At 53.6% G+C, this 19,918-nt stretch carries 19 protein-coding genes; 2 read left to right on the top strand and 17 right to left on the bottom strand.

What is annotated here, in order from left to right:
- Positions 1–46 precede the first annotated feature (46 nt).
- The 15 genes from ffh to ACLB09_RS08165 form a co-directional block, all read right to left on the bottom strand.
- Positions 47–1,423, bottom strand: a complete 1,377-nt coding sequence (gene ffh, locus ACLB09_RS08095; RefSeq protein WP_410769289.1) for a signal recognition particle protein — start codon at positions 1,421–1,423, stop codon at positions 47–49.
- Positions 1,424–1,468: 45 nt separating this feature from the next.
- On the bottom strand, positions 1,469–1,822 hold the full coding sequence (locus tag ACLB09_RS08100; protein WP_410769290.1) for a putative DNA-binding protein: 354 nt from the start codon (positions 1,820–1,822) through the stop codon (positions 1,469–1,471).
- A 462-nt stretch (positions 1,823–2,284) separates the two neighbouring features.
- The gene (trhA, locus tag ACLB09_RS08105; protein ID WP_410769291.1) at positions 2,285–2,932 is read right to left on the bottom strand and encodes a PAQR family membrane homeostasis protein TrhA; all 648 of its coding nucleotides are present in this window, start codon (positions 2,930–2,932) and stop codon (positions 2,285–2,287) included.
- Positions 2,933–2,995: 63 nt separating this feature from the next.
- Entirely contained in the window at positions 2,996–3,997 is a 1,002-nt protein-coding gene (gene ftsY / locus ACLB09_RS08110; RefSeq protein WP_410769293.1) for a signal recognition particle-docking protein FtsY, read from the bottom strand.
- A 22-nt stretch (positions 3,998–4,019) separates the two neighbouring features.
- Positions 4,020–7,592 carry a chromosome segregation protein SMC gene (smc, locus tag ACLB09_RS08115; protein WP_410769294.1) on the bottom strand — a complete coding sequence of 1,191 codons (3,573 nt, stop codon included), beginning with the start codon at positions 7,590–7,592 and terminating at the stop codon, positions 4,020–4,022.
- Positions 7,593–7,843: 251 nt separating this feature from the next.
- Complete coding sequence (gene rnc, locus ACLB09_RS08120; protein ID WP_410769295.1) at positions 7,844–8,551, bottom strand: ribonuclease III; 708 nt, start codon at positions 8,549–8,551, stop codon at positions 7,844–7,846.
- 12 nt (positions 8,552–8,563) lie between these two features.
- Positions 8,564–9,802, bottom strand: a complete 1,239-nt coding sequence (gene fabF / locus ACLB09_RS08125) for a beta-ketoacyl-ACP synthase II (protein ID WP_410769296.1) — start codon at positions 9,800–9,802, stop codon at positions 8,564–8,566.
- Between the two features lie 131 nt (positions 9,803–9,933).
- Positions 9,934–10,167 carry an acyl carrier protein gene (gene acpP, locus ACLB09_RS08130; protein WP_018750834.1) on the bottom strand — a complete coding sequence of 78 codons (234 nt, stop codon included), beginning with the start codon at positions 10,165–10,167 and terminating at the stop codon, positions 9,934–9,936.
- A 68-nt stretch (positions 10,168–10,235) separates the two neighbouring features.
- The gene (gene fabG / locus ACLB09_RS08135; protein ID WP_410769298.1) at positions 10,236–10,985 is read right to left on the bottom strand and encodes a 3-oxoacyl-[acyl-carrier-protein] reductase; all 750 of its coding nucleotides are present in this window, start codon (positions 10,983–10,985) and stop codon (positions 10,236–10,238) included.
- A 92-nt stretch (positions 10,986–11,077) separates the two neighbouring features.
- A complete protein-coding gene (gene fabD, locus ACLB09_RS08140; protein WP_410769299.1) occupies positions 11,078–12,022 on the bottom strand; it encodes an ACP S-malonyltransferase in 945 nt (314 codons plus the stop codon).
- A gap of 48 nt (positions 12,023–12,070) precedes the next feature.
- The gene (locus tag ACLB09_RS08145) at positions 12,071–13,057 is read right to left on the bottom strand and encodes a beta-ketoacyl-ACP synthase III (RefSeq protein ID WP_410769300.1); all 987 of its coding nucleotides are present in this window, start codon (positions 13,055–13,057) and stop codon (positions 12,071–12,073) included.
- A complete protein-coding gene (gene plsX, locus ACLB09_RS08150) occupies positions 13,054–14,055 on the bottom strand; it encodes a phosphate acyltransferase PlsX (protein ID WP_410769301.1) in 1,002 nt (333 codons plus the stop codon). Before plsX ends, ACLB09_RS08145 begins: the two co-directional genes overlap by 4 nt.
- Before the next feature lie 2 nt (positions 14,056–14,057).
- On the bottom strand, positions 14,058–14,642 hold the full coding sequence (gene fapR / locus ACLB09_RS08155; RefSeq protein ID WP_410769302.1) for a transcription factor FapR: 585 nt from the start codon (positions 14,640–14,642) through the stop codon (positions 14,058–14,060).
- 227 nt (positions 14,643–14,869) lie between these two features.
- Complete coding sequence (gene rpmF / locus ACLB09_RS08160; protein ID WP_018750828.1) at positions 14,870–15,043, bottom strand: 50S ribosomal protein L32; 174 nt, start codon at positions 15,041–15,043, stop codon at positions 14,870–14,872.
- A 56-nt stretch (positions 15,044–15,099) separates the two neighbouring features.
- Positions 15,100–15,615 carry a YceD family protein gene (locus ACLB09_RS08165; protein WP_410769303.1) on the bottom strand — a complete coding sequence of 172 codons (516 nt, stop codon included), beginning with the start codon at positions 15,613–15,615 and terminating at the stop codon, positions 15,100–15,102.
- A 156-nt stretch (positions 15,616–15,771) separates the two neighbouring features.
- On the opposite strand from ACLB09_RS08165, the gene ACLB09_RS08170 reads away from it, so the two are divergent.
- Entirely contained in the window at positions 15,772–17,013 is a 1,242-nt protein-coding gene (locus ACLB09_RS08170) for a nucleotidyltransferase (RefSeq protein WP_410769304.1), read from the top strand.
- On the opposite strand, the gene ACLB09_RS08175 is transcribed toward ACLB09_RS08170, so the two are convergent.
- A complete protein-coding gene (locus ACLB09_RS08175; RefSeq protein WP_410769305.1) occupies positions 17,014–18,039 on the bottom strand; it encodes a SepM family pheromone-processing serine protease in 1,026 nt (341 codons plus the stop codon). It lies immediately after the preceding gene.
- Between the two features lie 111 nt (positions 18,040–18,150).
- Between ACLB09_RS08175 and ACLB09_RS08180 the strand changes: the two genes are divergently transcribed.
- Positions 18,151–19,395, top strand: a complete 1,245-nt coding sequence (locus ACLB09_RS08180) for a nucleoside recognition domain-containing protein (RefSeq protein WP_410769306.1) — start codon at positions 18,151–18,153, stop codon at positions 19,393–19,395.
- Between the two features lie 21 nt (positions 19,396–19,416).
- Here ACLB09_RS08180 and coaD read toward each other — a convergent pair whose 3' ends face one another.
- A complete protein-coding gene (gene coaD / locus ACLB09_RS08185) occupies positions 19,417–19,917 on the bottom strand; it encodes a pantetheine-phosphate adenylyltransferase (protein WP_410769307.1) in 501 nt (166 codons plus the stop codon).
- Between the last annotated feature and the right edge of the window lies 1 nt (position 19,918).

A 19,918-nucleotide genomic window follows, 5' to 3' on the forward strand; every position in this document is an offset into this window, starting at 1 on the left:
AGATCAACAACTATGAATCTATTTCATCCGGAAAGGTAAGTTCCTTTTACCGGAATGGAAATCTCATGCCTTTACCGGCTTTGCCGAGTTGCTTCATCATTTTCGACCCTTTACCTTTAGGGCCCATCATGTCCGAAAACTGTTTCATCATTCTGCGCATCTCGTCAAACTGCTTGATCAGACGGTTTACGTCGGCCAGCGTAGTTCCGCTTCCTGCGGCAATCCGCTTGCGTCGGCTGTGATTGATCATATCCGGATTTTGCTTCTCCTGCTTGGTCATGGAATGAACGATCGCTTCCACCCGGCCCATCTGTTTCTCGTCAACCTTGATGTCCTTCATCTGTTTCATCTTGCCCATGCCGGGAATCATATCCATGATCTGATCCAACGGACCCAGCTTTTTGACCTGATCCATCTGCTCGAGAAAATCGTCGAACGTAAATTCCGCATTGCGCATTTTCCGTTCCATTTCCTTGGCTTTCTCGGCATCGATGTTGGATTGCGCCTTCTCAATCAGCGAAAGCATATCTCCCATGCCCAAAATCCGCGAAGCCATCCGTTCCGGATGGAAAGGTTCGAGCGCGTCGATCTTCTCCCCGAGCGCCGCAAACTTAATCGGGCAGCCTGTGACCGCTTTAACCGACAAGGCTGCGCCGCCGCGGGTATCTCCGTCCAGCTTCGTGAGAACAACCCCGGTCAGTGTCAATTGCTGGTTGAAGCTCTCGGCTACGTTGACCGCATCCTGACCTGTCATAGCATCTACAACGAGGAGCACTTCATCCGGCGTGGTCACTTCGTGAATTTGACGAAGCTCTTCCATCAATTCTTCGTCGACATGAAGCCGGCCCGCGGTATCGATCAGCAGGTAGTCATTGCCGTTGTCCTTCGCATGCTGCAAAGCCTGCCGTGCAATTTCAACCGGGCTATTGCCTTCCGGAAGCGTGAATACCGGTACCTTGATCTGTTCGCCGAGCACCTGCAGCTGCTTGATCGCAGCCGGCCGGTAAATATCTCCGGCTACCAGAAGCGGGCGATGGTTTCCCTTCAACAGCAGCTTGGCCAACTTCGCTGAAGTCGTCGTCTTACCGGCACCTTGCAGGCCCGCCATCATGATTACGGTCGGCGGACGGTTGCTCTTCGCCAGCTTCGCCTGGCTGCCGCCCATCAAATCGGTCAATTCTTTGTTGACGATGTCGATGATGACCATGCCCGGCGTAAAGCTATCCATGACCTCACTGCCAACGGCCTTTTCTTTCACTTTGGCGATAAAATCCTTGACCACTTTAAAGTTGACATCCGCTTCCAGCAAAGCCAAACGAACTTCGCGCATCGCTTCGTTCACGTCGTCTTCCGATACTTTCCCTTTGCCGCGAAGTTTGCTGAATACGCTCTGCAATCGATTTGTCAATCCTTCAAAAGCCATTCTTCGGTCACCTCCGTTCCATTTTCCATACTCAAGCCGCCGGTGTTACAACTGTTCAGCCTGGCGCAGCAGCTGTTTTGCCGTCTCTTTATGTAACGCGGACATTTCACTGTCTTCTAGCACTCGTTCAAGTTCCGAAAGCAATTCGCTGCGCTCTTCATCCTTACGGAGCAGTCCGAGCTTCGACTCATAAACCTCTAGCATTTCTTCCGCCCGCTTGATATGCTCATACACCGCCTGGCGGCTAATTTCGAATTCCGAGGCGATCTCGCCCAAGGAAAAATCATCGAGAAAATAATATTTGAGAAATCTTTGCTGCTTTTCCGTCAGCAAGGCTTCGTAAAAATCAAACAACAGGTTGATCCGGTTTGTCTTCTCAAGCCTATTCACTTGACTCATATGGGCACTCCCTCCGTCAAGGAAAAACACTTTACAGCGTATCAACGTTCCTTATCATACCGAATGCAGAACCCGTTGTCAAGTAAATTCCCTTAACATCGATAAATACCCAACAGGGCGGACAGGGCGGACAGGGCGGACAGGGCGGACAGGGCGATTCGTTGGAAATTATCCAATGAAATACCTCTAACCGTAAGTCTCCATGTGCTTCATTGGAAATTATCCAGCGATGCGAGTAAGGAATGCCGGTCCAAACGCTGATTCCCAAAATTCCGTTGGAATCCATCCAATGCAATCGCTAGAAGGGGACGTTTTGACGAGATACTGCTGGATTTTTTCCAATCAAGGCGCAAGAACCGCTTCATGACCCCATCAAAGCAAAAACCACTGGAACATTCCCTCCAGTGGTTTTTGCTTTCCGGCCGCATTCCTTTCTTCGGCCTGCCCTCGCTGCTTAATGTCTTACCAATTGGGCAGCAAATACAGCAGGATCGCAAAGAAATGCGTAACGCTGCCGGCCAGTACGAACAAGTGCCAGATCGCGTGATGATACGGAAAAGCCCGCCATACGTAAAATATGGTGCCCAGCGAATATAAAATGCCTCCCGTGACGAGCAACACAATGCCCGTGTCAGGAACAGCGGCTACGAGCGGCCCCCAGGCGATAACGATCAACCATCCCATAATGAGATAGAAGATCGTGGACATGAACAAGAATCGTTTGACGAAAAAAGCTTTAAATACTACGCCTAACAGCGCGATCCCCCAAACGACACCGAACAGGCTCCAGCCGAGTGGACCGCGGATGGCCACCAGCATGAACGGAGTGTAGGTCCCGGCTATAAAAATATAGATGGAGGAATGGTCGAAAAACTCGAACAGATCTTTTACTTTTCCCTCTTTGAAGCTGTGTACCAATGTCGAGCATGAATACAGAAGCAGCATGCTCACTCCGTACACCGTGAAGCTGACGACATGCCACGCCGTTCCTTTCATGCTCGAGAAGACGACCAAAAGTACCAGTCCCGCCAGACTGAGCAGCGCACCGATCCCGTGGGTAATCGCATTAGCGATCTCCTCCCGGCGCGGATAAGTATGCGTATTGGCCATGACTTCGCCTCCTGTTTTTTCAACTTAATATTTATTAAACATATGGTCGTTTGCCCAAAACAGTTACTCCCGGTGGGCTTCCGGCTCGTCGTCCTCGCGGATCAGGCCGGCGAACAGGCCGTGTACGAATTGCTCGGAGTCGAACTTTTGCAGGTCGTCCATTTTCTCCCCAAGCCCGACAAGCTTCACCGGCAGGCTCAGCTCTTGACGGATCGCAATCACGATCCCGCCCTTGGCCGTGCCGTCCAGTTTCGTCAGCACGAGACCGGTCACGCCGCTCTTCTCGCCAAAGAGCTTTGCCTGACTAAGCGCGTTTTGGCCGGTGGTGGCATCCAGTACCATCAGCACTTCATGGGGCGCTCCAGGAATTTCCCGCTGGATCACGCGGAAAATTTTGTTCAGCTCTTCCATAAGATTGGATTTGTTCTGAAGCCGTCCCGCCGTATCGCAAAGCAGAATATCCGCGCCCCGCTGCTTGGCCGCCTGTACCGCGTCGAACATGACCGCGGCCGGATCGGAGCCTGCCTGCTGCTTGATCACATCGACACCGACCCGTTTGCCCCATACTTCCAACTGTTCGATCGCACCGGCACGGAACGTGTCTCCCGCTGCCATGATCACTTTCTTGCCTTGTTGCTTGTAATGGTGCGCAAGCTTCCCGATTGTCGTCGTCTTACCGACGCCGTTGACGCCGACGAACAAGATGACGGTGATCCCGTCCGGATTCAGCTTCAGTTCGTTGTCTTCATCGCCGCGAAGCAAATCTACAAGCTTCTCGGACAAAATCGGCTGGAGCTCCGCGGCCTCTTCGATTTTGCGCTTTTTCACCTCGGAGCGCAATTCCTCGATCAGATTCATCACCGTATTTACGCCAACATCGGCACCGATTAGAATTTCTTCAAGCTCCTCGAAAAATTCCTCGTCGATTTTTTTGCGCCGGGTTATCAACTCCGTTACTTTCTCCACGAAGCCTTTGCGGCTTTTTTCCAAACCGTCCTTGAACTGTTTCGTCACCGACTCGGTTTTGGAAGCGATGCTCTCTTTCAGTTTTTTAAAGAAACTCATAGGTTCCCTCCTAGTTTATTCGTCAGGCAATTTCCATCGTTTCCTCGTCCTCCAGCTTGACCGAAACCAGCTTGGAAACGCCGCCTTCTTCCATCGTTACCCCGTACAACACATCCGCTTCTTCCATAGTACCCTTGCGGTGGGTCACGACGATAAATTGGGTCTGCTCGGAGAACTCTCGTAAGTACTGAGCAAATCGGACTACGTTTGCCTCGTCCAGAGCCGCTTCCACTTCATCCAGTACGCAGAACGGAACCGGCTTGACCTGCAGGATCGCAAACAACAGCGCCATCGCAGTCAGTGCGCGTTCTCCGCCTGAGAGCAGCTGCAGGTTTTGCAGCTTCTTGCCCGGAGGTTGGGCAACGACGTCGATTCCGGTCTCCAGCATGTTTTCCGGATCGATCAGAATCAGATCGGCACGTCCGCCGCCGAACAGTTTCGAGAAGACGATAACAAACTCGCGGCGGATCGCATCAAATGTATGTTTGAACCGCTTCGACATTTCCTCGTCCATTTCTTTAATGACCTGATACAGCGTCGTTTTCGCCTCAACCAGATCGTCTTTTTGCTCGCTGAGGAACTGATAGCGCTCGTTTACGCGCTGGTATTCCTCAATAGCCCCTAAGTTCACCTCGCCCAGAAGCGTAATTTGCCGTTTCAGCTCTTTCACGTCTGCCTGGGTTTGCGGCACGTCTTCAGGTACCGTGTAACGCAGCTTGGCTCGTTCATAACTCAGCTCGTAATCATCGGCCAGCTTACGCAGAATATTGTCCAGCTCCACGTCGAGGCGGTTGGCCTGGATTTCCGTCTGCCTTAGCTGCTCTTCCACCGTTTTCAGACCCAGCCGCTGCTCTTTCGTTTCGCTCTCGCCTTCCTCCAGCTTTCTTACCAATACAGCGCGGGAGGCGCGTTCCAGCTCCAACTGTTCGCTTGCGCGTTCCTTCTTCAGCTTGTAATCATTCAAGTCCTCGCGCTGGCTAACGCTTTGCAGCTCATTTTGCTTCAAGTCGGCTTCGATGGACTGCAGGATACTGCGGTTTTGATCCAACTCCCGCTTCAAAATGCCGCAGTCTTCTTCGGCACGGCGCAATTGTTCCCGAAGCGAGTAGCCTTCTTGATCCAGCTTGCCTTCACGGACTTTCAATCCGGTAAGCAGGTCTTGCAGCTCCTCTTTGGCCGATTCGTTCGCTTTACGGGCAAACTCGGCCGCCTGAATGGACTGCTGGACGGATTGCTCCTCCTTCTCCAGTTCCACCAGCTTAGCCTCGGCCTCCGCCTTGCTTTTATCGAGATCGTCCAATTCCTTGATGTAATGGCCTTTCTCCTGACCGTACAATTGGAATTGTTCCGAGACATGTTTCCATTCGTGATCTACCTGCTTCAGATCGCCCGCAACGGATTGCTCCTCCGAACGCTTGCGGTCTCCGGCTTCACGCAGCTTCTCCAATTCCTGTTCCGCCGATTCCATCTGTTCGCGGACATCCTTAAGACTTTTGCGGAGTTTATCCAGCATATTTTCGCTTTCGGTGATGTCCGTGGCCAATTGGTCAAGCTGACGCTTCCGCCCCAGCAGGTTGCTGTTCTTCCGGTGTTGGCTACCCCCGGTCATGGAACCGCCCGCGTTGACTACATCGCCATCCAGCGTAACGATACGAAACCGGTACTGACAGCGCGCCGCCATCTTGTTCGCACGTTCCAGGTCGCTCGCAAATACCACATTGCCGAGCAGGCTGCCGACGATGTCGGCGTACCGCGGCTCAAAACCGACCAGCTCCGCGCCGATGCCGACAAAGCCCTCGGCATCCTCCATCTGGCGCTTGTCAGCGGCGGAAATTTGCCGCGGCCGGATGACATCGAGCGGCAGGAACGTCGCTCGACCCAACTGGCGCTGCTTCAGGAAGGCAATCGCCTGCCGGGAAACGGCCTCGTTCTCCATGACGATGTGCTGCATCGCTGCGCCGAGTGCCGTTTCTACGGCGATTTCCAGCTTCTCCGGCACGCGAATGAGTTCGGCAACGGCGCCATGGACACCGCTGAGCGCGGACTTCCGGGAAGCTTTCAGCACTTCCTTGACGCCAAGCGCAAACCCGTCAAAGTCCTCTTCCATTTCCTTCATCGTATCGCGGCGGGACACCAGCCCTTCCCGCTTTTGTTCCCATTTCCGGATCCCGTTTTGGCTCTCCTCTGCCAGCTTCTGCAGCGACTGAACCTTTTCGCTTTCCGAAATATACTTGCCCCGCAGGTCGGCGATTTCTTTCCCGAGCTGCTGAAGCGTACGCTCGATTTCACTCTTTTTGCCCTTCAACCGTTCCAGTTCGTCCCGCCATTTGGCGCCTTCCTCTTCGGACCGGGCCATCCGGCGCTGCACGCCTTCCTTTTGCTGGTCCGCGGAACGGATTTCGCCTCTAGCCTGAGCCATCAGGTTCATGATCTCAAGCAGTTGCCCTTTGAGACCCTCCTCCTGCGCCTGACTGATCCCGCCGGTAACGCCGACAAGCTTCGCTTCCTCGGCCGACAGCTCTGTCCGCAGCTCGCTCAGTTGTTTCTCCGCAGTCGCGAAATTGGACGCCAATTTCTCCATTTCCGCAGCCCGCTGAGCATATCGCTCCTCGCTTACGGAAAGGGATTGCCGAAGCTGCTCTCGGTTTTGCATGAGGTTCTTGGATCGTTCCTTAAGCACCTCGCCAAAACCCTCGCTCTTTTCGAAGCTCTCGCTGTATTCCAGCAATTGCCCCTGAAGTACTTCAATCTGATCTTCAACCTGACGGAGCGCAAGCCGGTCGTTTTCCAGCTTCGCATCGTGGGCCGATACGACCGTCGATAATGCCGTCTGCTCTTCCTGCAGCTTGGTCAGCCTGCCGTTGGCCTCGCTCCATGTTTCATGAATCTGTTCGATTTGATGCACGTACAACGAAATTTCTTTATTTTTCAACTGCTCGCGCAGTTCCTTGAATTTTTGCGCCTTATCCGACTGCTCTTTGAGCGGACCGATTTGATCCTCCAGTTCACTGACCAGATCGTGAATACGCAGCAGATTTTGTTCCGTTTCGTCAAGTTTGCGCCGGGCATCGCGTTTCCGGCTCTTGTATTTGACAATGCCTGAAGCTTCCTCGAAAATACCTCTGCGATCCTCCGAACGGGTGCTCAAGATCTCCTCGATCCGCCCCTGTCCGATAATCGAATAGGCTTCCTTTCCGATTCCCGTATCCATAAACAGCTCGGTTATATCTTTCAGCCGGCAAGACTGTTTATTGATCAAATACTCGCTATCCCCGCTGCGGTGAACACGACGGGTCACCGTTACCTCGCTGAAATCCAACGGCAGGGCGTGGTCCGTATTGTCCAGGGTTAACGAAACCTCCCCGTAATTCACCGCTTTTCGCGCATCGCTTCCGGCAAAAATAATATCTTCCATCTTCCCGCCGCGCAGCGATTTGGCACTCTGCTCACCCAAGACCCAGCGGATTCCGTCGGAAATATTGCTCTTGCCGCTGCCGTTCGGTCCTACGACTGCGGTGATTCCCCGAACGAATTCCATTTCCGTCTTGTCGGCAAAAGATTTAAAACCTGCTAACTCGATCCGTTTCAAAAACATACGTTCAAGATCACCTCTAACGACTATTGTACCATACCGGCGGCTCCATAGGACAGGCGTAGAAGACAGATTCGACAGTGCCGTTATGGACCGAACTTTCCAACGCTGAAAAGATAAAATATGTAGATTACGAAATATTGCATTATACCTTCGGAGACGAAACGAAAAACAGCCTTAGCCGGTCAAAAGCCCGACTAAGGCTGCAAATTCATACGCCTGCACCTGCCTGAGTTCCATGGAAACCGAACCGGTTATGAGGGATTCTGTTCCGTCTGCTTAAGCCGTTCCAACGCAACGGCCGCCGCTTGCTGCTCGGCTTCTTTCTTCGATCTTCCGTTCCCCCGGCCCAGACCGCGTCCGTCCATGAACACCTCGGACACGAATTCCCGTTCATGAGCCGGTCCGCGTTCCTCAACGATCCGGTACTCCAGCACACCCATATTGTGATGCTGGGTCAGCTCTTGCAATTCCGTCTTATAATCCGTCGTCTGCAGCTTCCCGTCCAGCGTAATCTGGGTGAACACGTAACTGTGAAGAAAGGTCGTCACCGCCTCCAGGCCCTGATCCAGGTAAAGCGCGCCGACAAAAGATTCAAACACGTCGGCGAGCAAGGCAGGGCGGGTTCTTCCGCCTGTCAGTTCCTCTCCCTTACCCAGGAGGACGTATTGTCCGAACTCCAGACTCTCCGCGAATTTCACCAGCGAAGGTTCGCAGACAATAGCTGCGCGCAGCTTGGTCAATTCGCCTTCGGGCCGGTCCGGAAATATCCGGTACAAATGTTCCGATACCGTCAATTCAAGAACCGCATCACCAAGAAACTCCAGCCGCTCATTGTCCTCATGTTGACTGAACCGGTGTTCATTCACATAGGAGGCATGAGTAAAGGCCTGTTTCAAGAGCTGTTTATTTTGGAATGCCAGTTGAAGTTTTTGTTGTAACTGCTTCAGATCCCCACTCAACAGACTGTCCCCTTATGCTTCGAATTTCTTCAGAATAATCGTGGCGTTATGCCCGCCAAATCCGAAGGAGTTTGACATGGCAATCCGTACGTCTGCTTCTCTGGCCACATTCGGAACATAATCCAAATCGCATTCCGGGTCCGGATGCTCCAGATTGATGGTCGGTGCGATGACGCCGTTTTGCAGCGTCAGACCGCAGATGACGGCTTCCACGCCGCCGGCTGCGCCAAGCAGATGGCCTGTCATCGATTTGGTGGAACTGATCGCCACTTTAAACGCATGATCGCCTAAAGCTCGCTTGATCGCGATCGTCTCCGACTTGTCGCCGACCGGCGTGGACGTCCCGTGCGCATTGATGTAATCCACCTCGCTAGGGTCGATGCCCGCGTCGCGAATCGCCATTTTCATGCAACGTTCCGGTCCGTTCGGATCCGGTTCCGTCATATGATGGGCGTCCCCGCTAAGACCGTAACCGATGACCTCGGCATAGATTTTGGCGCCGCGTTTCTGTGCATGCTCCAGCGATTCCAGAATAAGAATGCCCGAGCCTTCGCCCATCACGAATCCGTCACGTTCCGAATCAAAAGGCCGGCTGGCCTTTTCCGGCTCGTCATTGCGGGTCGACATCGCCCGCATCGCACAGAAGCCCGCCAGACCGGTAGGTCGGATCGTTGCTTCCGCGCCGCCGCAAATCATCACATCGGCGTCGCCGCGCTGAATCAGCTTGTACGAATCTCCGATGGAATGAGTTCCGGTCGCGCACGCAGTCACCGCCGTGCTATTCGGTCCTTTAGCTCCGAACAGAATCGATACGTGTCCGGAGGCCATGTTTGCAATCATCATGGGAATGAAGAACGGGCTAACCCGCTTCGGACCTTTTTGCAGCAAAATATTGTGCTGGTCCTCCCAGGTGCCCAAGCCGCCGATTCCCGAGCCGATCATAACGCCTACCCGCTCCGGGTCGGTTTGCTCGGCTATATTAAGTCCGCTGTCCTTCAGGGCGCTGCCTGCAGCAGCCACCGCAAACTGGACGAAACGGTCCATTTTTCTTGCTTCCTTGCGATCAATATAATCTTCGGGATTGAAATCCTTCACCGAAGCGGCAATTTGAGTCGGATACTCGCTGACGTCAAACGACTCGATCACGGATACGCCGGATTTACCCTGCTTCAGGTTGTTCCATAATGTATCCAGGTCATGTCCGAGTGCCGTCACGGTTCCCATGCCGGTTACTACTACTCTATGTTTCAAACACACTCACCTCGTATAGACTTCATGTGTAAAGTTTATTTTGTGATCAAAGATAACGATCGGACAACCTCTCTAGATGAGGAGAAGTCCCGCCTGCTTGATAAGGAGGTACGGGACTTTTTAAGATGACTTTAGGTATGAGATTGTATGTAGTTTACAACTTCACCTACGGTCGTAATCTTCTCTGCATCTTCGTCTGAAATTTCCAGGTCGAATTCATCTTCGAGTTCCATTACTAGTTCTACGACATCGAGCGAATCAGCACCCAAATCATCTTTGAAAGACGCTTCAAGCGTCACTTCGGCTTCATCTGCGCCGAGGCGATCCACCACAATGCGTTTTACGCGATCCAATACATCGGACATCCGGTTCACCTCCTCCTTGGTATTATACGAGAATTAAAAGTAAAATGCCATAGAAGCGAGATTGTAAATCACATATACATCCCGCCATCGACATGCAGCGTCTGTCCCGTCATATAGGATGCGCTGTTTGAAGCCAGAAAAACAACAACCTTCGCAATTTCTTCAGGCTGACCGAGCCGGGCGAGCGGGATGCTGCCCAGCATGCCTTGCCGCAGTTCATCCGAAAGCTGGTCGGTCATATCCGTTTCGATAAAGCCCGGAGCGATACAGTTCACCGTAATTCCGCGTGAAGCCAGCTCCCGTGCGGAAGATTTCGTCAGCCCGATTACCCCGGCTTTGGCAGCCACGTAATTGGCCTGACCCGCATTGCCGAGAACGCCAACCACGGATGAAATATTGATGATCCGCCCCGAACGCTGCTTCATCATGGGACGGGTTACGGCCTTAATCCCGTTAAACACGCCCTTCAGATTCGTTTCAATGACATCGTCGAACTCTTCTTCTTTCATCCGCATGATCAGATTGTCTCTAGTAATACCGGCATTATTTACCAGAATATCGAGACGCCCCCATGTATCGAGCACGCCTTTGACCATGTCGTCAAATTGCCCGCTGTTGCCGACATGCGCCTTAATCGCATAGGCTTTGACACCCAGCGCCTCGATTTCGGACACAACCTGGGCCGCCGCCGCTTCATTCCCCGCATAGTTCACGGCGACATTCGCGCCCGCCTCGGCAAGCGCCAGGGCGATGCTGCGGCCGATACCTCTCGATGCGCCTGTAACCAGGGCGTTTTGACCTTCAAGGATTTTCGACATACCTAATTCATCTCCTTCCCGGGAAAGGTTAAAAACTTGCAACAAGGGAGCCATAGTATAAAATACCAGAAAAGGTTCGTCTTGTCAGTTTTTTATACAGATTGACCTAAAGCTTCCGCCGTTTGCTCCAGACTTTCAAGTCCGCTCACATTGAATGTGCGGATACTTTTGTCGATTTTCTTGATCAACCCGGTCAGCACGCTGCCCGGACCAAATTCGACGAACGTATCGACCCCTTGGCCGATCAGCCAAGCCACGCTGTCTTCCCATAATACAGGGCTGTACACCTGCTGAACAAGCAAGCCGGAAATATCCCCCGCGCTTTCGACGGGCCGCGCCGTCACATTCGCAACGACCGGAATGCCGGCATCCTTAAACGGGACGCTTGAAAGCTTTTCCTTTAACCGTTCAGCTGCGGAAGTCATCAAGGACGAATGGAACGGACCGCTGACTTCCAGCAGGATTCCCCGTTTTGCACCAATCTCCTTTACGCGATCGACCACTTTGGCCACGCCCTCTTTACTGCCGGATACGACGATTTGCCCGGGGCAATTGATATTTGCGAGTTCCACCACGTCGCCGGCTTGCGTTATCTCGGAGCATAAGCTTGCCAATGCTTCACGCTCGCCCCCAAGCACGGCCGCCATCGCTCCTTGTCCGCCGGGAACGGCGTGCTCCATGAATTCACCACGGGCACGCACGGTGGCTACCGCATCCTCAAACGACAGCACTCCCGCAATCGTCAGGGCGCTATACTCGCCCAAGCTGTGGCCTGCGAGGAAATCAGGTTTAATCCCTTTATCCGCAAAAGCTTCACAAAGCGCTACGCTCGTCGTCAAAAGCGCCGGCTGCGTATTGGACGTTTGCTTCAATTCCGCTTCCGGGCCTTCAAAAATCAGCTTCGTGAGCGGAAAACCCAGCACTTCGTCGGCCTTGTCGAACAATTGCCGGGTTTCAGGCAAGCCGTCATACATATCTTTGCCCATTCCTACGCTCTGGGAACCCTGTCCCGGGAAAACAAAAGCGATTTTACCCATACTGAAAAGCACCCCTTAATGTAACGCTGAAGTAAAGTCCTATCTATATTACCAGACCAGTACGGAAGCGCCCCACGTCAGACCGCCGCCGAAGCCGACGAGCAGAATCGTGTCGCCTTCCTTCATCCGTCCTTCTTCCGCCGCTTCAACAAGTGCCAGCGGGATCGAAGCTGCGGACGTATTCGCGTACTTATCGACGTTGATCACGCATTTTTCCTCCGGCAGATCAAGCCGCTGCATCGCGGACTGAATGATCCGGATATTGGCCTGATGCGGTACGAACAGATCGATGTCTTCTTTACTCTTGCCGGCCTTGCGCAACACTTCCTCCGTAGCTGTGCCCATGACCCGCACCGCAAACTTGAACACTTCCCGGCCGTTCATGTAAATGAAGTGTTTTCCGCCTTGAACGGTCTCTTCCGAAGCAGGCAGACGGGAGCCCCCGCCCTCCAGTTTCAAGAGCGGTCCACCGGCACCCTCGGCTCCGAGATCAAAGGAAAGGAAACCGCGGCCTTGCGGTACTTCGCCCAGCACTACCGCACCGGCACCGTCTCCGAACAGAACGCAAGTATTTCGGTCACTATAGTCCGTAATGCGGGACAAAGTGTCCGCTCCGATGATCAGGGCATTATTGTACATGCCCGTTTGAAGAAAACCGTTCGCCGTAGCCATGCTGTACACAAACCCGGAACAGGCGGCGGACAAGTCGAAGGCTGCCGCTTTTTTGGCTCCGAGTTTGTCCTGCAAAATGCAGGCCGTCGACGGAAACGTCGTATCCGGCGTCACCGTCGCAACGATAATCAGTTCCAGATCTTCCGCCGCCAAACCGGCGGATTTAAGCGCTCTTACCGCCGCTTCATACGCCAGGTCGGAGGTCGCTTGTTCCGGCGCCGCGATATGGCGCTCGCGAATTCCCGTCCGCGAAACGATCCATTCGTCATTCGTTTCCACCATTTTTTCCAGATCCGCGTTAGTCAACACTTTTTCGGGAACATATTTACCGAACCCGACGATACCTATTGAACGAAAACTCATGATTCTGCCACCTGCTTCCCGCTGATTTCCTCAGATATGCTCTCCGTCAGCCGGCTTTGAACCGCTGCGCGCGCTTGACGAACCGCATTTTTAATCGCTTCCCCGTCCGAGGAACCATGTCCCTTGACAACGAGTCCGCTGAGACCAAGCAGAGGAGCGCCGCCGTGCTCCGTGTAGTCCAGCGTCTGCTTAAGGCCCCGCATCGAAGGCATCAGGACTGCCGCGGCCAGTTTGTTCTTTAACGACTTCGTGAATTCCTGCTTCAACAGCGAAAACATTGCGCCGGCCGTTCCTTCCAGCGTTTTAAGCAGGATATTGCCGGCAAACCCGTCACATACGAGAACGTCGCAGGCCCCGGTCAGAACATCGCGGGCCTCCACATTGCCTACGAAATCAATCGGCATTTCTTCCAGCAGCGGATAGGCCGCCTTGGTCAGCTCATTGCCCTTCTTCGCCTCAGTGCCGACATTAAGCAATCCTACACGGGGTTTGGCAATGCCATGCACTTTTTGGCGGTAAATGCTGCCCATCAGGCCATATTGAGCCAGATGTTCGGGTTTGGCATCCATGTTGGCGCCCAAATCAAGCGCCAGTACGCCGCGTCCGTCGAGGGTCGGAATCATCGGCGCCAGGGCGGGCCGCTCAATTCCTTCCATGCGGCCGACTACAAGCAATCCGGTCGTCATTAAAGCGCCCGTATTACCCGCCGAAATCATCGCGTCGGCCTCACCCTCCCGCACCATGCGGCCGGCAACGACCATAGAGGCATCCTTTTTACGGCGAACCGCTTTTACCGGCTCATCCTCCGCCTCGATGACTTCTTCCGCATGGTGAATACTCAGATTGGACGGGGCATCGATCATCAGCGGCGCCAGGTCTTGCTTGCGGCCCACCAGAACAATATTTGCGTCGCTCCATTCCCTTGCGGCTGCCAAAGCACCTTCCACTGTACTTTTCGGCGCATGGTCTCCCCCCATCGCATCAATCGCGATTCGCATGCCTACCTTCTCCCTTCCTCATTAGGGTTGTCATCACCCGTCGAACGATAGATGACAAAGTTCCCTTGAAACACCATTTCTTCACCCACATAAGTGAAAACTTCAACCTTGGCTTTGCCCTTGTTGCCGGATACCGGACGAACATAAGCCTTGGCGATGCATTTCTCCCCTAGATGAACCGATCTGATGAATCGGATATCCGCGGAAAAGGTTAATGCAATCTCGTCATTGATCACGGCGACAGCCAGGGAATTCGCCTGAGCAAACACGTGATGCCCCCGCGCGATGCCTGTCCGCGAAAAAACGTGTTCCTCGCGGATTTCAAAAATGGAGATCCCGCTCTTATCCAGCTGCAGATCGACGATATCCCCGATCACCTCGTGCAGCGGCAGGGAGCGTACCTGATCGTAGGAACGCTCGGCCATCAGCTTCATCCGTTCGCGGAGTTCCGGAATGCCCAGCTCGAGCCGGTCCAGCCGAATAGTCTGAATGCTGACCTTTAGCTGCCGGGTCAGTTCCTGATCCGTTACGAACGGATTGTCTTCAATCAATTTCACAAGCTGCTGCTGCCTTGCTCTTTTAGGCAAACGATCGATGGATATCCCCCCCTTTGAAGAAACTGATTTATGATTTATATATTTAGTATCATTATCTCTTAATTTTAGAACCAGGTACTAAATTATAGTATAAAACATCTCCCTAAAAAAAGAAAGGGCCAAAGCAATCGCGCCATTTTCTCAACAACGGCCGAAAAAAAATAGCATCTCACCGAAATGAGATACTATTTGAGTCCTTGAGGAATATCAAACCAGGATTATTGGTTGATAATTTCTCTCGATTTGTATGTTCCGCATACTTTACATACGTGGTGAGCAAGCTTCAATTCTCCGCATTGTTCACATTTTACCATGCCCGGCACAGCCAATTTGAAATGCGTGCGGCGTTTGTCGCGGCGCGTTTTGGACGTTCTCCGTTGAGGTACTGCCATGGTTCCCACCTCCTTATTCAAGTCAACCCGGGTTCCGGTTTGTTTACAATCCCATTTTACTTTTTGAAAAAATCGCTGAGCGAGGCCAGACGAGGATCAATCCGCTCCGTATTGCAGCCGCAATCCCGCTCATTCCGATCGGTTCCGCAGTTCGGGCAAAGCCCCTTGCAGTCTTCCTTGCACAAGGCCGCAAACGGCAGATTCAGAAGAAAAGATTCTTCGATATACGGCGTCAGATCCACTTTATCTTCGGCCACAACCTGAATTTCTTCATCTTCATCCAGCGATTCTGCCTCGGGATGATCGCTTTGCTTGAAGCTTTCTTCAAAATTGATATCGACTTTGTGACTCAAGGGTTTCAGACAACGGGAACAGGTCATGTCCAGTTCGCCCGTAAGCTTACCAGTCACCTTTACCACGCCGCCTCCTGCGGGCTCAGCTCGCAAGTCGGCTTGCAGGGGTCCTGCACCGGTGATGTCTTTACGTTCCTTGATTACACGGCTTACATCCAGCCCTTGATGCAACTCAAGCGGCCGTTCGGAAGAAGCCAACTGACGAAAATGTAAAATCATGAATATCACTCCAAACAAACAAAAATTATTATACCGATTTTAAGTAAGTTTTGTCAACAGTCCAGCCGCATTTCCCTGGCCTTGCTCCATGTTGTTCGGTCAAAACGTCTTGTTGTGATATATTCATATAAAATATACCCAAAAGGTGAGAGAACATTGAATATAGTCGGACTGATCGTCGAATACAACCCGCTCCATAACGGACATGCCTACCATTTTGCGGAGGCGAAGTCGCTGGCCGGAGCGGATGCCGTCGTCGCCGTGATGAGCGGCGACTTCCTGCAACGCGGCGAGCCCGCTATCGTGAGCAAGTGGGCCCGAACCGAGATGGCGCTGCATTTGGGCGCCGATCTCGTACTGGAGCTGCCGGTGGCCTATGCGGTGCAGCCGGCCGAATGGTTTGCGCACGGGGCCGTCGCCCTGCTTGAGGCGACCGGCGTCGTTACGCATCTTTGCTTCGGCAGCGAGGCCGGGGCGCTCGATCAGCTGCAGCCGCTCGCAGAGCTGCTCGCGGACGAGAGCGCCGCGCTCAAGGCGGCGGTGGCCGAGGAGCTCGCCACGGGGGCGAGCTACCCCGCCGCCTACGCCGCGGCCGCCGCTCGCGCCTGCGCCGGCCCGGGCGGCGATGCCGCCGCAGCGCGAGCGCTGCTGATGCAGCCCAACAACAGTTTGGGGCTGCACTACCTGATCGCGCTGCGGCGGCTGCAAAGCGGCATCGCGCCGCTCACGCTCCGGCGGCGGGCCGCGGGTTACCACGACGCGGCGCCGAGGGACGCCGCGATCGCCAGCGCCACCGCCGTGCGGGCGCTGCTCGCCGGGGACGGCGGGCTGGAAGCCGCCGCCCCCTACCTGCCGCCGTCCACGACGGCGATCCTGGCCCGCGAATTCGCCGCGGGCCGCGGGCCCGTCACGTGGGACAACTTTGCACAGCAGCTGTTTCACCGGCTGCTGCTCTGTCCGCCCGAGGAACTCGCGGCGCACTACGAAATGAACGAGGGCCTGGAATACCGGATCAAAAAGCTGTTACCCCAGTTGGAAGAGCCCTCGGTTATGCAATTGCTAAAACAATTGAAAACAAAACGTTACACGCATACCAAGCTCCAGCGTACCTTGCTGCATGTATTATTGCAACATAGCCGGACTGCCTTGTCTCCAGTCTCTTTGGCAGGAGGCCCAGGATATATACGAGTGCTTGGTTTCAGCAAAACAGGACGGGAATTGCTAAAGCGAATGAAGAAGACCGCTACCCTTCCCGTCTTGACCCGGGTAGCCGAACTAAGCGACCCGCAACTTGAACTCGATCTGCAGGCATCCGCCGTTTACGCGAATGCCCTGCCGGGACACGATACTGGTGATCTGTTCCGGGATTACCGACAGCCCCCGATCACGGTACAATAATCAGGACTTAGCGACAAGTTCCTCCAAATAATCCAAGGCATCATCCAGTTGCTCGACCGGAATCAGCTTCATATCGCTTCTGATCTCGTCCGCTTTAGCCTTGGCTTCTTTATAATTGTCTTCCGGTACAAAAAATATATCCGCATCCTCCCGTTCAGAGGCTACGATTTTGAATTGCACGCCGCCGATCGGTCCGACGGTGCCGTCTTCGGACATCGTCCCCGTTCCGGCAACGCGGTAGCCCTTGCTAAGGTCACCGGGCGTCAATTGATTATAAATTTCGAGCGTGAACATCAGGCCCGCCGACGGCCCGCCGATTCGGGTATCTTCAAAATGGACCTCCTTGTCGGCCTGTTTCGGTTGTACTTTTCTTACTTCGCCCACGCTCACGCCGAGACCGGCCTTAGGCGCGCCATTCTCTTCACCGATCTTTACCAGCTCGACCTGCTGCTTCACTGGTTTGCCCCCGCGTTCCAATTCCACGTCGACCTTTTCCCCGGGAGATTTCCCTTTCAGGGCATCCGCTAACTGTTCGAATTTGCCGATCGGTTCGCCGTTCACTTTTTTTATAGTATCCCCGGGATGAAAATCCCCTTTGGGTGTAACGGTTTTGGAAAACCCGACCACAAACACGTATTCCGGAACAACCGCATAATCGATCTTGGCATGAGCGTACGCCGCCATAATCGCATTGGACTGCGAACTGTTCATGTAATAGCGTTGCTGTGTCTCATACTCCTCATCGTTACGGTCAGGTTCCTTGCGGATGATTTCCGCGTGCTTCTTGAATTGCGTCGTGATAAGCATTGCGATGTTGGCATAGCTGACAGATACGGTCGTCAGCATGAATGTCCCCTTTTCCTCCTTGTCCCCTGCGGCCACGCTAACCATCGGCTTGATCTCTTCGGCCGACCCCGGTGCGTGAATCATATAGGGCGTAGGCATATATACAACGACATAAACCAGAATAGCAAGCGAGATCACATACAGCCCCGCTTTGATGCCAACCGATCTTGATCTGCGCATCCCTTCATTCCCCCTTATTTGAGCAGCAGCCCGCACACCCGTACCTAAAAAGGCATGTGCTCCGCATCCATCGCATATCTTGTACTATTCGTTCATTACCTATCGAAGAGGGTGAAGCTTTTGCAAAGCGAACACCGCGCCGGCGGCAGCCTGCCGTCGACCTTGCTGTTCGGCCTTTCCGCCGTTCTGCTCGTGGTCTGTATCGTCTACTCGCCGGGCGAAGCCTTTCAGGCTTCAGGGCAAGGACTCGCCATCTGGTGGAGAATCGTGTTTCCGGCGTTGCTGCCCTTCCTTGTATTATCCGAGATCTTGCTGGCCAGCGGTTTCGCCCACGGGCTTGGAGTACTGTTGGACCCGTTGACGCGAAAAGCGCTCGGCTTGCCAGGCACCTTTGCCTGGATACTGCCGCTCGGCATTACAGCCGGGTTTCCGGCAGCTGCAGCGGCCGCGGCCAATTTGTACAAGCAAGGCAAAATATCTTCCCAAGAAGCGGAGAAGATGGCCAGCGTCGCGCATTTCGGCAGTCCGATGCTGCTCGTCATCGTCATCGGTACAGGATATATGGGTCTCCAGGAACTGGGCTTATTACTGCTGGCCGTTCACTGGGTTTCCGGAATTGCCGCGGGAATCACGCTTCACCTGCTAAGCTCGAACAACCGGTCAAAGCGCAAGATCGAAGCGCATAAGACAAACTTCATTCCGTCACGCTTCCTCTCCCGTTTTCGACTGGCGGCTAACCAGATGGAAGAGGCCCGCGCAGCCGACGGCCGCGGGTTCGGAAAATTACTCGGCGATGCCGTCGGCTCAAGCGTGCAGACATTAATGACGGTTGGCGGATATATGCTTATTTTTGCGGTAGTGATCCATGTCCTGAACTCCGCGCTTCCCGAGTTTATCCCATCGTTCTCGGTAGCCGGCCTGCTTGAAGTACATCTGGGAAGCTATGCTGCAGCCCAGTTGAGTATGCCTCCCGTCATTGTCAGTGCCATTCTGGGAGCCATTCTAGGCTGGAGCGGAATCTGCGCGTATTTGCAAGTTCGGTCCATTCTGAAGCCAGCCGGAATCGGGAGTCGTTTTTTTATCGTCAACCGCCTGGTTCATGGAGCCTACGCTTATGTATTTACACTCTTGCTGTGGCGCCCTTTTTCACGCTGGCTGCCTGAAACTCTTCCCGTTTCCGCAAACACTTACAACAGCGGCATCGCCACCGGCGCTACAACCCGCGGTTCAACCTTTCTTCCGCTACCCGATTGGAAACAGATCGCCAATCAGTTCCAGCACCAAATGTGGCTTCTTCTGCTGCTTTTAGCCGGACTTTTGGTCTTATCTATAGTCGGAAAAAGACGATCACGCTAGCTCTCCGGACTCAAGATAGCATCAAGCTTCAAATTTAGCCTTTAGCGCTATTTCCACCTGGGCCGGAACCAGATCCCCGACATCCCCGTGAAAGCTGGCGATTTCCTTTACAATGCTGGAACTAAGGTAAGAATACTTCGGATTCGTCATCATGAAAATGGTTTCCACTTCACTGTTTAATTTATGATTGGTCGAAGCAAGTTGGAGTTCATATTCAAAATCCGTAACGGACCGTATGCCCCTCACAATGACATGGGCTTGCTTGTAATCCATATAATTCACCAATAAGTCTCGGAAGCTGTCCACTTCCACATTCGGCAAATGACTCGTGGACGATCTAAGCAGATCTTTTCGCTCCTCCACCGTAAACAGCGGATTTTTGCTTAAGTTGTTCAGCACCGCCACAATCAGTTTGTCAAACTGGCGGGAAGCCCGCTGAATGATATCCATATGGCCTTTGGTCACCGGATCAAAGCTGCCCGGATATACCGCGATACGCGGTGTTTTTGGCTGGTGTTCCATG

The sequence above is a fragment of the Fontibacillus forbon genome (genome assembly GCF_046559655.1).
GTDB lineage: Bacteria > Bacillota > Bacilli > Paenibacillales > Paenibacillaceae > Fontibacillus.